Annotated in this window: 11 protein-coding genes and 1 tRNA gene; 7 read left to right on the top strand and 5 right to left on the bottom strand. The window is 67.6% G+C overall.

The features are described from left to right. The 3 genes from B4A72_RS05820 to B4A72_RS05810 all read left to right on the top strand — a co-directional run. A partial coding sequence (locus B4A72_RS05820; RefSeq protein WP_414692490.1) for a hypothetical protein occupies nucleotides 1-285 on the top strand: 285 nt, incomplete at its 5' end. Continuing rightward, on the top strand, nucleotides 282-662 hold the full coding sequence (locus B4A72_RS05815; protein ID WP_292954903.1) for a DUF4260 family protein: 381 nt from the start codon (nucleotides 282-284) through the stop codon (nucleotides 660-662). The genes B4A72_RS05820 and B4A72_RS05815, both read left to right, overlap by 4 nt. A gap of 112 nt (nucleotides 663-774) precedes the next feature. Then, nucleotides 775-849: transfer RNA gene (locus tag B4A72_RS05810), tRNA-Gly, on the top strand. A gap of 213 nt (nucleotides 850-1062) precedes the next feature. Here the strand turns inward: B4A72_RS05810 and B4A72_RS05805 are convergent. Beyond that, complete coding sequence (locus B4A72_RS05805; protein ID WP_292978217.1) at nucleotides 1063-3555, bottom strand: GcvT family protein; 2493 nt, start codon at nucleotides 3553-3555, stop codon at nucleotides 1063-1065. Between the two features lie 181 nt (nucleotides 3556-3736). On the opposite strand from B4A72_RS05805, the gene panC reads away from it, so the two are divergent. Both panC and panB read left to right on the top strand, forming a co-directional pair. Then, a complete protein-coding gene (panC, locus tag B4A72_RS05800) occupies nucleotides 3737-4594 on the top strand; it encodes a pantoate--beta-alanine ligase (protein ID WP_292954897.1) in 858 nt (285 codons plus the stop codon). A gap of 8 nt (nucleotides 4595-4602) precedes the next feature. Next, entirely contained in the window at nucleotides 4603-5412 is an 810-nt protein-coding gene (gene panB, locus B4A72_RS05795; RefSeq protein WP_292954894.1) for a 3-methyl-2-oxobutanoate hydroxymethyltransferase, read from the top strand. 71 nt (nucleotides 5413-5483) lie between these two features. Here panB and B4A72_RS05790 read toward each other — a convergent pair whose 3' ends face one another. Both B4A72_RS05790 and B4A72_RS05785 read right to left on the bottom strand, forming a co-directional pair. Continuing rightward, nucleotides 5484-6635 (bottom strand): MFS transporter, encoded by a 1152-nt coding sequence (locus tag B4A72_RS05790; RefSeq protein ID WP_292954891.1) that lies wholly within the window; start codon nucleotides 6633-6635, stop codon nucleotides 5484-5486. 69 nt (nucleotides 6636-6704) lie between these two features. Next, entirely contained in the window at nucleotides 6705-7706 is a 1002-nt protein-coding gene (locus B4A72_RS05785; protein WP_292954888.1) for a 2-hydroxyacid dehydrogenase, read from the bottom strand. 217 nt (nucleotides 7707-7923) lie between these two features. On the opposite strand from B4A72_RS05785, the gene B4A72_RS05780 reads away from it, so the two are divergent. Next, nucleotides 7924-8547 (top strand): SH3 domain-containing protein, encoded by a 624-nt coding sequence (locus tag B4A72_RS05780; protein ID WP_292954885.1) that lies wholly within the window; start codon nucleotides 7924-7926, stop codon nucleotides 8545-8547. A 291-nt stretch (nucleotides 8548-8838) separates the two neighbouring features. On the opposite strand, the gene B4A72_RS05775 is transcribed toward B4A72_RS05780, so the two are convergent. Next, a complete protein-coding gene (locus B4A72_RS05775; RefSeq protein ID WP_292954882.1) occupies nucleotides 8839-10863 on the bottom strand; it encodes a M3 family metallopeptidase in 2025 nt (674 codons plus the stop codon). Nucleotides 10864-10968: 105 nt separating this feature from the next. On the opposite strand from B4A72_RS05775, the gene B4A72_RS05770 reads away from it, so the two are divergent. After that, entirely contained in the window at nucleotides 10969-11316 is a 348-nt protein-coding gene (locus B4A72_RS05770) for an antibiotic biosynthesis monooxygenase family protein (RefSeq protein ID WP_292954879.1), read from the top strand. A 58-nt stretch (nucleotides 11317-11374) separates the two neighbouring features. On the opposite strand, the gene B4A72_RS05765 is transcribed toward B4A72_RS05770, so the two are convergent. Next, nucleotides 11375-12172, bottom strand: a 798-nt coding sequence (locus tag B4A72_RS05765) for a HesA/MoeB/ThiF family protein (protein WP_292978216.1), incomplete at its 5' end; no start/stop codon positions are given.

Below are 12172 nucleotides of genomic sequence, written 5' to 3'. Positions count from 1 at the left end.
CTCGACGAGCCGACCACCGGCCTGCATTTCGAAGATGTGCGCAAGCTGCTGGAAGTGCTGCACGAACTGGTCGATCAGGGCAACACGGTGATCGTGATCGAGCATAACCTCGACGTGATCAAGACCGCCGACTGGATCATCGATATCGGCCCCGAAGGCGGCGATGGCGGCGGCCGGATCGTGGCGACCGGAACGCCCGAGGAGGTCGCCCGCATCGCGGACAGTCATACCGGCCACTACCTTGCCCCGATGCTGGAACCCGCCCGCATCCGCGCCGCTGAATGAGCCCGGTCGCATGGCAGAGGATCGAGGGCGCGGGCATCTTTGCCGCTGCCGTGGCGCTGGCCGGAATGACGCAATCGGGCTGGCCGCTCTGGCTCTGGCCGCTGGTTCTGCTGGCGCCGGATCTGTCCATGATAGGCTATCTGGCCGGGGCGCGGGTCGGGGCCGCGATCTATAACGCCGCGCATCTTTATGCCAACGGGCTGATCCTTGCGCTGCTGGGCCTGCTGACCGGGCAGACCGGGCTGATCGCGGCGGGTGCTGTCTGGATGGCGCATGTCGGGATCGACCGTGCGCTTGGCTATGGCTTGAAGTCGGTCACGCGCTTTCAGGACACCCATCTGGGCCTGATCGGGCGGAACGACGACGATGGGCGATAGGCCGCATCCCGTCCGCAAGTTTTCTGCCGAAAATCCGAAATACCCCCTTGCGCCTGCCGGCGCTCTTCCGTAAATCACCGCTCACCGAAGGGGATATACCTTCGACATGGATGCGGGCGTAGCTCAGGGGTAGAGCATAACCTTGCCAAGGTTAGGGTCGTGAGTTCGAATCTCATCGCCCGCTCCAGTTTCTAGACATCATCGCGTGGGATCAGCCTGTGGTGGCACTGGCCATCGCGGCCTTTCACAGGCGAAACCGCACAGGTGGCCGTCGGTTGATGGTTCATGACTGCCCGGCCAATCCTGACATCTCGCCCTTCTTCCGCAAGATGTCCGGCCCAGCCAGAGCGCGGCTGCCCGCGCCCTGCCCGACCAGACCGAACCGACAGCCCGACCGGCGCTAGCCGTCCACCCTGATCCGCGCGTTGGACGGATCATGGGGGCTGTCCTCGGTCACCTCGGCATCCCACAATTCGCGGAACATGCGGACCTTCAGCCTTGTTCCCGCCCGCGCCAGATCGGGGCGGACATAGCCCATGGCGATCGATTTTCCGAAGGCCACCGAATACCCGCCCGAGGTCAGTCGCCCCACCTTTCCGCCTTCCAGGAACAAGGCCTCGCGGCCCCAGGGATCGGCATCCTCGGGTCCGTCGATCAGCAGCGTCACGCAGGTGCTGCGGATACCCTGGGCCTGCATCGCGGCCTTGCCCCTGAAATCCTTGGACAGATCGACGAAACGGTCCAGCCCCGCCTCCAGCGGGGTCGCGTCTCGGCCCAGTTCCGTGCCGAAGGCGCGATAGGATTTCTCTTGCCGCAGCCAGTTCTGCGCCCGTGCGCCGACCAACCTCATTCCCGACGGCTCGCCGGCCTCGATCAGCCGGTCGAACAGGTGGTTCTGCATCTCGATCGGGTGGTGGAGTTCCCAGCCCAACTCGCCCGTATAGGCGACGCGGATCGCGTTGACCGGCACCATGCCCAGTTCGATCCGCCGCGCCGAAAGCCACGGAAACCGCTTGTTCGACAAGGCGGTTTCCGGCTGCGGATCACGGATCAGTCTTGACAGGATCTCGCGCGAGGCGGGACCGGCCAGGGCAAAGACGCCCCATTGCGTGGTGACGTCCTGAATGGCGACATGGGCGCCGCCTTGGGCCATGAAATCCCCGGCCGATTTCATCAGGTTGTCGCCGTCGTAATCGGCCCATGCGCCCGCCGAGACAAGGTAGTATTCGTCCTCGGCCAGCCGCACGATGGTATATTCGGTGCGCGTGGTGCCGGTTTCGGTCAACGCATAGGTCAGGTTGATCCGCCCGACCTTGGGCAGCCTGTTGGTGGTCAGCCAGTCGAGGAAGACGGTCGCGCCCGGCCCCTTGACGATGTGCTTGGCGAATGCCGTCGCGTCGATCAGGCCGGCAGCGCCGCGCAGGGCCTCGGCCTCGGCCTTGGCATATTGCCACCAGCCGCCGCGCCGAAAGCTGCGGGAAGCATGGTCGTCGAAACCCGCCGGCGCATAATAGTTCGGCCGCTCCCAGCCGTTTACCTGCCCGAATTGCGCGCCCCGCGCCTTTTGCCGGTCATAAGCGGGCGCGGTGCGCAAGGGCCGGCAGGCTTCGCGTTCCTCATCGGGATGGTGCAGGATGAAGACGTGGGAATAGGCTTCCTCGTTCTTGCGCGTCCCGTATTCGGTGGTCATCCATGATCCGAACCGGCGCGGATCGAGGCTGGCCATGTCGATCTCGGCCTCGCCCCCGGTCATCATCTGCGTCAGATAATGCCCGACCCCGCCCGCCGCCGTGATGCCGAAGCTGAAGCCTTCGGCAAGCCACATGTTGCGCAGGCCCGGCGCCGGTCCGACCAGCGGGTTGCCGTCCGGGGTGTAACAGATGGGTCCGTTGAAATCGTCCTTCAGGCCGACCTCTTCCGAGGACGGGATGCGGTGGATCATCGACATGTATTCCTGTTCGATCCGTTCCAGATCCAGCGGGAACAGATCGGCACGGAAGCTGTCGGGAACCTCATACGGGAAGCGCGCCGGCGCACCTTCCTCGTAAGGGCCCAGGATCCAGCCGCCGCGTTCCTCGCGGACATACCACTTGGCGTCGGCATCGCGCAGCACCGGATGTTCGGGATTGCCGTCGGCCCGCCATTTCAGCAGCGCCGGATCGGGCTCGGTCACGATGAACTGGTGTTCGACGGGGATGGCGGGGATCCGGATGCCCAGCAGCCGCGCGGTCCGCTGCGCATGGTTGCCCGTCGCGGTGACCACATGTTCGGCCCGGATCTCGAACACCTCGCCCGACGGAACGAGGTTGCCGCCCCTCTCGGCCATCCTCTCGCAAGTGACGATCCATTCCGATCCGGTCCAGCGATAGCCCTGCACCTGCAGTTTGCGTTCGATCGCGCAGCCGGCCATGCGCGCGCCCTTGGCCATGGCCTGGGTCACGTCGGCGGGGTTGATATAGCCGTCGGTCGGGTGGAACAGCGCGCCCTTCAGATCCTCGGTCCGGACCAGGGGCCAGCGATCCCCGATCTGGGCGGGGGTCAGGAATTCATGCTCGATCCCGATCGTCTCGGCAGTGGCGGAATACAGCATGTATTCGTCCATCCGCGCGTCGGTCTGCGCCATGCGAAGGTTGCCGCAGCGGGTGAAGCCCGCGTTCAGCCCGGTCTCGGCCTCCAGCCCGGCATACAACCTGACAGAATAATCGTGGATATGGCTGGTCGCGTAACCCATGTTGAACAGCGGCAGCAGGCCCGCCGCATGCCATGTGGATCCGGCCGTCAATTCGTCACGCTCGACCAGCAGCGTATCCCAGCCCGCCCGCGCCAGATGCAGTGCGATGCCGCAGCCCACGGCGCCACCGCCCACCACCAGAACCTTCACATGCGACTTCATCGGGGCCGACTCCTTCCGGGTTTGGGCTTTCTTGCTCCGTATCTGTCACAGCCCCCGGCGCCCGGCCCCATCGCCCCGACCTTTGGCGGCAAAAAACGACATGCTGCATCGCAGCACTTGTGCGAAACCGGCGCTTTCCATTAGGTTGAACCCTGTGGCCGGGGGGCGATGGAGGGCACGGATGCAGATCTGCCGCAGCAAGCAGGCCATTCGCGATTGCGTCGCCGATTGGCGGGGCCAGGGCCAGCGCGTGGCGCTGGTGGCGACGATGGGCGCGCTGCATCAGGGTCATATGCGCTTGCTGGACCACGCCCGCGACTGGCTGGACGCGCGGGACGGCGGCCGCATCGTCGTCTCGATCTTCGTCAATCCGACGCAATTCGAACAGAAGGCGGATCTGGAGAAATATCCGCGCGACGAGGAAAACGACCTGCGGCTTCTGCGTGAAAACGGCTGCGACGCCGTGTTCATGCCCCCGGTCGAGGACATTTACCGCCCCGGCGCACAGACCTTCGTCGAGGTCAGCGGCCTGTCCAGGATGCTGATGGGGCGCCTGCGGCCCGGCCATTTCCGCGGCATGACGACGATCGTGACCAAGCTGTTCAACATCATCGGACCCGACGCCTCGGCTTTCGGGGAAAAGGACTACCAGCAACTGACCATCGTGCGGCAGATGGTGGCCGATCTGGACATGCCGGTCGAAATCCTGCCGGTGCCGACGGTTCGCGAGGCCGACGGCCTTGCCATGTCATCGCGCAACCGCCGTCTGACGACCCGGGATCGCGCCGCCGCCCCGGTGCTGTCGCGCGCGCTGGACCGGGCCCGGGCGATGGTGGCCGAGGGCACGACCCCGCCTGCCCTGCGCCGCGAGATCCGACGCATCCTGCGCGCCGAACCCCGCGCCGACATCCGATCCGTGGACATTCGCGACGCGGCCGACCTGTCCCGCATCGACCGGATCGAGCGGCCGGTTGTCATCCTGCTGGCGGTCCGCTTCGGCGAGGTTCTGCTGATCGACCAGCGCATTGCCCAACCCTGAGGAAACCCATGTCCGCGCAAGCCCCGATTCACCGCATCACCGCCCCGCAGATCGCTGCGCGCAAGGGCCAGGTGCCCATTGTCGCGCTGACCGCCTATACCGCGCCAATGGCAGCGCTGGTCGATGACCATGCCGAGGTGATCCTGGTCGGCGACAGTCTTGGCATGGTGATCCACGGCCTGCCCTCGACCATCGGCGTCACGGTCGAGATGATGATCCTGCACGGCCAGGCGGTGATGCGCGGATCACAGAAGGCGATGGTGGTGATCGACATGCCCTTCGGCAGCTACGAGGAAAGCCCCGAACAGGCCTTTCGCAACGCCGCGCGCATCATGGCCGACACGGGCGCCGGCGCAATCAAGCTGGAAGGCGGCGTGCGCATGGCGGAAACGATCCGCTTTCTCGGCGAACGCGGCATCCCGGTCATGGGTCATGTCGGCCTGACACCACAAGCCACGCTGACGATGGGCGGCTTCAAGACCCAGGGCCGCGACCCCACCACATGGCCCGTCCATGTCGAGGATGCCCGCGCCGTGGCTCAGGCCGGCGCCTTTTCGCTGGTCGTCGAGGGGGTGGTCGAGGGGCTGGCCGACCAGATTACCGAGGCCGTGGCCATTCCCACCATGGGCATCGGCGCCTCGGCCCGCTGCGACGGCCAGATTCTGGTCCTGGACGACATGCTGGGCCTGTCGGGCCGGGTGCCGCGTTTCGTGAGGACATTCGGCGATCTGGGCCCCCGCGCCTCGAACGCCATCGCCGCCTATGCCGATGCCGTGCGCGAACGCAGCTTTCCGGGGCCGGACCAGACCTATCGCTGATCCGTCCTTCCGCATCGCCGGATCGGCTGATCGTCCCATGCTTGCTCGGCCAAGGTCCGCGCCGCCATGCCTCAGCGCTCGTCGAAATCGGCGGCCCGCGCCAGCGGAGACAGCAGGAGCGGCAGAAGAAGCAGCCCCCCAAGGCCCAGATAGATCGCCGAAAAGCTCATCTTCTCGGCCAGATAACCGATGGATCCCGGTGCCAGAAGGATGCCGGAATAGCCGGTGATCGTGACCACGGACAGACCGACCCCCGGCGCCAGCCCGGGCAGATTGCCGGCGGCCGAGAACATGATCGGCACCAGATTGGCGATCCCCAGACCGGCGACGAAGAAGCCCAGGATCGCCAGCCCGGAATTCGGCGCCAGCCCCGCCATGCCAAGCCCCGCGATCGCCGCAAGCGCACTGATCCGCAGGGTGCTGACCGCCCCCAGTCGCTGCCGGATCGCGTCACCCGCGAAACGCATCGCGGCCATCGCCGCGGCACAGGCCGCAAAGCCCCAGCCCGCCAGCGCCAGCGACGCCCCCATTTCGCGCTGCAGATAGACCGCGGCCCAGTCGAGGATCGCCCCTTCGGGCACCATGCTGAACAGCGCCATGATCCCGATCACATAGGGCAAGGGCGAACGCGGCAGCCGCAGAGGCGTCTTCCGCGTCCCCTCCGCCGGCGCATCCCGAAGCAGCCGGCGCTGCGCGAAGACCAGCACCGCGATGAACACAAGCGTCGCCAGGACCGCATGCGCCGCCTCGCCCAGCCGCGCCAGCACGACACCGCCGATCCCGGCGCCAAGAACGCCCCCAAGGCTCCAGAAACCGTGACAGGACGACATGATCGCGCGGCGCCGCGCGCGTTCGACCGCGACGGCATTGGCATTCATTGCCACGTCCATGCCGCCCAGCGTGCCGCCGAACAGACCGACCGCCAGGGCAACCAGGGCAAGATTGGGCGCCAGCGTGATCAGGATCAGCGTGGGCGCGGCCAGCCAGCCCGCAAGGCCGACCGCCGCGGCCGAGCCGCGCCGCGCCACCATCGCCCCGAAGACCGGCATCACCAGCAACGAGCCAAGTCCCAGGCACAGCACGACCAGCCCGGCCAGCGCCTCGCCGATGCCCAGACGCGCCATCAGCGCCGGCAATTTCGGCGCCCACGAACCGATCATCAGCCCGTTGGCAAAGAACAGGACCGATACCGCCGCGCGCGGCGGGCTGAGACGCAGACGCATCGCAAACCTCTTCTTCGATGTCCAAATACCCCGGGGGAATCCCCGGCACGGGGATGGGGGCAGCGCCCCCTACAGCATCGACGGCACGACCAGATCCGGCGGCCTGTGCCCGTCGGCGAAGGTCTTGATGTTGATGATCACCTTCTCACCCATCTCGGCCCGTCCCTCGACCGTGGCGCTGCCCATATGCGGCAGCAGCACCACATTCGGCAATTCGCGCAGGCGCGGGTTGATCTCGTGGCCGTGTTCGAACACATCCAGCCCCGCGCCCGCGATTTCGCCCGCGCGCAGCATCCGTGTCAGCGCATTCTCGTCGATCACTTCGCCGCGCGAGGTGTTCACCACGACAGCCGAGGGTTTCATCAGCTTCAGCCGCCGCGCGTTCAACAGATGGAAGGTCGAGGGCGTGTGCGGCGCGTTGACCGAAACGATGTCCATCCGCGCCAGCATCTGATCCAGGCTTTCCCACCAGGTGGCGTGCAGATCGTCCTCGATCTCGGGGCGCAGGCGACGGCGATTGTGGTAATGGACCTGCATCCCGAAGACATTGGCCCGCCGCGCCACGGCCTGACCGATCCGGCCCATGCCCAGGATGCCCAGCCTGCGCCCGCCAACCCGGCCGCCCAGATGCGCGGTGGGCGCCCATCCGCCCCAGCGGCCTGCCTGCATCTCGGCCAGCCCCTCGGGAATGCGACGGGTGACGGCCAGGATCAGCGCCATCGCCATGTCGGCGGTATCCTCGGTCACGACGCCCGGCGTGTTGCTGACAAGCACACCGCGCTGGCGGGCCGACATCACGTCCAGATGATCGATTCCGGCGCCGTAATTCGCGATCAGCTTCAATCTTTCGCCCGCCTGGGCCAGCATGTTGGCGTCGATCTGATCGGTCACCGTCGGCACCAGGACGTCGCAATCCTTCATCAGCGCGACCAGTTCGTCCCGTCCCAGCTTGCGGTCGTCCTCGCGCAGCGCCACGTCGAACAATTCGGTCATGCGGGTTTCGACGGCTTCGGGCAGACGGCGGGTGACAGCCACGCGCATTCTGGGTCGCGAGGGGGACTGGCCTGGCATGATAACCTCACTTTCTCGAAACCGTGTCGGCGGCCGCACTTCCAAAGCCCGGCGGCTTTTGGCAAACTGCCCGCGTTGAGGGGAAGGCACAAGTCCCCCGACGGCGACAAGCGACGGGACGGACGAGGCCGCGGCGGAATGCGGACGGGCCGGTTCCCTTCCGTCGGAGGCAGGGACGACCGCTGCGGCGGGTCTGTCGGACAGGAACGGACGGGACATGATGAAATTTCAAGGGGGCAAGGGCGGCGCGGCGCTGGTGCTGGCGCTGGTGCTGGCGATCGCGGCGCCGACGATCGGTGGCGGCGCGGCCAGGGCCGAGCCACCCGTGCCGGCGGATCCGCAACCGGCGCAGATCCGGCGTCTGGCGGATGCCGGCATCGTCCGGTCTCAGGATGGCGACGAGGCCGCGACCGACCGGGGCCCCGTGACCAACCTGCCGCTGCCGCGCTATGTCAGCCTGAAGGGCAGCGAAGGCAACGCCCGCCGCGGCCCCAGCCTGTCGCACCGGATCGACTGGGTGTTTCGCCATGCCGGGATGCCGCTGCGCGTGGTGGCCGAATTCGGACATTGGCGCCGGGTCGAGGACAAGGACGGTGCGGGCGGATGGGTCCACTACGCCATGCTCTCCGGTGTCCGCACGGCGCTTGTGACCGAGGACATGGTCCAGCTGCGCAGCCGGCCCAACCCGGACGCCGATGTCGTCGCCCGCGCCGAGGTCGGGGCCATCCTGCGGCTGGGCGAGTGCAATCCGACCTGGTGCCGCATCTCGGGCGGCGGCCAGCGTGGCTGGGTGCCTAAATCGGCAATCTGGGGCGTCGATCCCGACGAGATCCGGGACTGAGCCGCGACCGGGCGGCCCCGTTCGGCCCCCGGACCGCCAGCGGGCGTCGTCGCGGCCGCCGCGGTCTTCGATGATCCGCAGATTGCCGTCATCCGCCTGCGGCCGCGCGGACCGCGCAGATTCTGCGGATCGCGGTCGCCGCAGAATCCCGGACGCGGGTGGCAGCGTCCGTCGATCAGCGGCAGCTGCGCGCCCTGTCTTCCTGCATGCAGCCCGCAGGGATCCGGACCGACAGGAACAACGCGCCATGCCTGATCATCTTCCGCGTCTCCCTGTTGCCGGACGACGCGCTCAGATCAGCCCGCGCCCCCGCAACAAAGCATCCACACCCGGCATCCGGTCCCTGAAATCCAGCCATAGCCGGTCGGCGGGGGCCGAGCCGCCCTTTGACAGGATGGTCCGTTCCAGTTTCCGGGCGGTGTGCCTGTCGAAGATGTCGCCCGCCTCCTGAAAGGCGGCAAAGGCATCGGCGTCCATCACCTCGGACCACAGGTAGCTGTAATAGCCGCTGGCATAGCTGTCGCCGGCGAAGACATGGGCGAAATGCGGCGTCGCATGGCGCATCGGGATGGCGTCCGGGGCCTGCAGCCCCGCCAGCAGTTCGGCCTGCCGCGCCATCACGTCGTCGGGCGGCGCGCCGCGATGGAAGGCCAGGTCGACCAGCGCGCTTTCCAGATATTCGGTGGTCGAGAAGCCGGCATCGGCCCTGTCCGCCGCCAGCAATCGGTCGCGCAGGCCGGCGGGCAAGGGTTCGCCCGTCTCGTGGTGGCGGGCATGGGCATCCAGCACCTCGGGCTGTTCCAGCCAGTGTTCGTAAAGCTGGCTGGGCAATTCGACGAAATCCTGCGCGACAGAAGTGCCCGAGATCGAGGGCCAAGTCACTTCCGACAGGATGTGATGGGTCGCATGGCCGAATTCGTGGAACAGGGTATGCGCGTCATCCCATGACAGGAAGGCGGGCGCGCCCGCTTCCTCGGGCGGCGTGAAGTTGCAGACATTGACGACGATGGCGCGCTGGCCCGACCCGATCCGATGCTGGACCTGCAAGGACGAACACCACGCCCCCGACCGCTTGCCCGGCCGCGCGAAATAGTCGCCCAGAAAGATCGCCATCAGCCGGCCCTCGCGCGTGACTTTCCATGCCCGCACATCGGCTGACCAGAGCGGCGCGTCGACCGGCTGAAATTCCAGCCCGAAGAGGCGCCCGGCCACGTCGAAGACGGCGCCCAGCATCGCCTCCAGCGTCAGATACGGGCCGACCGTCGCGGCATCGACATCGTGTTCCCGCCGGCGCCGCCTTTGTGCATAGAGCCGCCAGTCCCAGGGCTCCAGCGCGCCGTTCACGCCGTCGTCACGCAGCATCGCGGTCAGCGCGGCCTCGTCCTCGGCGGCGCGCGCGCGGGCCGCCCGCCAGACCTGTCCCAGCAGATCCTGAACCCTGTCGGGCGTGGTGGCCATTTCCGGCTGAAGCTTGAAGGTCGCGAAATCCTCGTAGCCCAGCAATCGCGCGCGCTCATGGCGCAGCGCCAGGATCTCGGCGGCCAGCGGCAGGTTGTCGGTCGCGGTCCCGCCTGCGCCCTGCCCCGATCCGCGCGCGGTCCAGGCCCGGAACGCCACTTCACGCAATGTGCGCTCCTCGGCATGTTCGAGAAACGGCACGATCAGCGAGCGGTTCAGCGTCACGACCTGCCCGGCAAGGCCGCGCTCTCTGGCTGCCGCGCGCATTGCCCGGACCAGCCAGTCCGGCAGACCGCCAAGGCCGTGATCGGGCACCGGCAGCACGTAGTCGCGTTCGTCGGCCAGCACATTCTGGGAAAAATCCGTCGTCAGCACCGCCATCCGCGCCCGGATCGCCGCCATCCGGTCGCGGTCCGCGCCCTGCAGCCCGGCACCAGACCGGGTCAGGTCGCGCAAGGCCAGTTCGGTGATGCGCCGGTCCTCGGGGGCCAGATCCTGCGCGCTCGCGGCCACGGTGCTGACCCGCGCATAGAGGCGCGGATCCATGCTGGTGCGGCTGTTATACGCGGCCAGACGCGGTGCGAAATCGCGTTGCAGCGCCTCTCGCGCGGGGTTCGAATCTGTCGAGGAAAGCGTGTAGAAGATGGACAGCAGCCGGTTCAGCCCATCTTCCGCCGTCTCCATCGCGGCGACGGTATTGGCGAAATCGGCGGGATCGGGATTGGCCGCGATCGCCTCCATCGCCGCGCTGGCGGCGGCCAGTTCGCGGTCGAAGGCCGGAGCGAAATCGGAATCCCCGATCAGGTCGAAACGCGGCAAGCCCTGGGGGCCTGTCCAGCGGGTCAGTTCGGGATTCATCGCGGACCTCCTGTGCTGGAGCGAACCCTAGGTCAGGGACCGCCGGACTTCCAGACCCGCGCCAGCCGGCCTATGCTGCCCTGCAACCCCAGGCAGGAGTCCGCCATGATCGCCGTCATCTTCGAGGTCGAACCCAGGGGCGATGCTGAACGCGCCGATTATCTGGACATCGCCGCCGCGATGCGATCGCTGGTCGAGGAGATCGACGGCTTCATCTCGGTCGAACGTTTCCAGAGCCTGACCAATCCGGGCAAGATGCTGTCGCTGTCATTCTTCCGCGACGAGGCGGCGATCGAGCAATGGCGCAAGCTTGCGCGGCATCGCGCCGCGCAAGAGGCCGGCAGACACAGGCTGTTCGCCGATTATCGGCTGCGGATCGCGCATGTGATCCGAGATTACGGCATGAACGCGCGCGACCAGGCGCCAGAGGACAGCCGGGCCGCGAACGGATAGGGGTCTGGCCGGGCCGCCGCGATTCCGGCGCCGGGACGGCCCGGATCGCACCGAAATCTCAGCGCGCATCCTTGCAGACCGGGCAATCCTTGCGGCGCGCCGTGCGGATCGTCCGGGTCTCGCCATGAAGTCCGTCGAAGATCAGCATCCGGCCGCGCAGCGCATCGCCCGCACCGGTGATGGCCTTGATCGCCTCCAGCGCCATCAGGCTGCCGATCACGCCGGGCAGCGCGCCGACCACGCCGGCCTCGGCGCAGGCGGGGGCAAGTCCGGGCGCGGGTGCTGCGGGGAAAAGGCAGGTCAGGCAGGGGCCGCCGCGCGCGGGATCGTAAAGCGTGACCTGGCCTTCCCATTGCGCGATGGCGCCCGAGACCAGCGGGATCCGCGCAGCGGTCGCGGCCCGGTTGATCGCCTCGCGCGCGGCGAAGCTGTCGGTGCCGTCGACGATCAGGTCATGGTCCGCGAAAAGGGTGGTGTCTTCTTGCGTGATGCGGCGCGGCAGCGGCGTGACGGCGACATGCGGGTTCAGTGCCGTCATGGCGGCGGCGGCGGCCTGCACCTTGCCCTGCCCGCGCTGATCGCTGCGAAAGATCACCTGGCGTTGCAGGTTCGACAGGCTGACGCGATCATCATCGGCCAGCGTGATCCGCCCCACGCCCGCGGCCGCGAGATAAAGACAGACCGGCGCGCCCAATCCGCCCGCACCGACGACCAGCACCCGCGCCGCACGCAGCCGCATCTGACCCGGCCCGCCGATCTCGCGCAGGACGATGTGGCGGGCATAGCGTTCAAGCTCGGCGTCGCCGATATCGTCGTCCGGGGCGGGGGCGTTCAAGGGGGCGGGGGCGTCCAAGGG

Source organism: Paracoccus sp. UBA5162 (assembly GCF_002413585.1).
GTDB lineage: Bacteria > Pseudomonadota > Alphaproteobacteria > Rhodobacterales > Rhodobacteraceae > Paracoccus.
This window is presented reverse-complemented; position numbering and strand designations above follow the sequence as displayed.

What these genes read in the sequence shown, in the direction of transcription:
- B4A72_RS05815 (WP_292954903.1), top strand. Translation starts at nt 282, where the DNA reads ATGAGCCCGGTCGCATGGCAGAGGATCGAGGGCGCGGGCATCTTTGCC.
- B4A72_RS05805 (WP_292978217.1), bottom strand. Translation starts at nt 3,555, where the DNA reads ATGAAGTCGCATGTGAAGGTTCTGGTGGTGGGCGGTGGCGCCGTGGGC.
- panC (WP_292954897.1), top strand. Translation starts at nt 3,737, where the DNA reads ATGCAGATCTGCCGCAGCAAGCAGGCCATTCGCGATTGCGTCGCCGAT.
- panB (WP_292954894.1), top strand. Translation starts at nt 4,603, where the DNA reads ATGTCCGCGCAAGCCCCGATTCACCGCATCACCGCCCCGCAGATCGCT.
- B4A72_RS05790 (WP_292954891.1), bottom strand. Translation starts at nt 6,635, where the DNA reads ATGCGTCTGCGTCTCAGCCCGCCGCGCGCGGCGGTATCGGTCCTGTTC.
- B4A72_RS05785 (WP_292954888.1), bottom strand. Translation starts at nt 7,706, where the DNA reads ATGCCAGGCCAGTCCCCCTCGCGACCCAGAATGCGCGTGGCTGTCACC.
- B4A72_RS05780 (WP_292954885.1), top strand. Translation starts at nt 7,924, where the DNA reads ATGATGAAATTTCAAGGGGGCAAGGGCGGCGCGGCGCTGGTGCTGGCG.
- B4A72_RS05775 (WP_292954882.1), bottom strand. Translation starts at nt 10,863, where the DNA reads ATGAATCCCGAACTGACCCGCTGGACAGGCCCCCAGGGCTTGCCGCGT.
- B4A72_RS05770 (WP_292954879.1), top strand. Translation starts at nt 10,969, where the DNA reads ATGATCGCCGTCATCTTCGAGGTCGAACCCAGGGGCGATGCTGAACGC.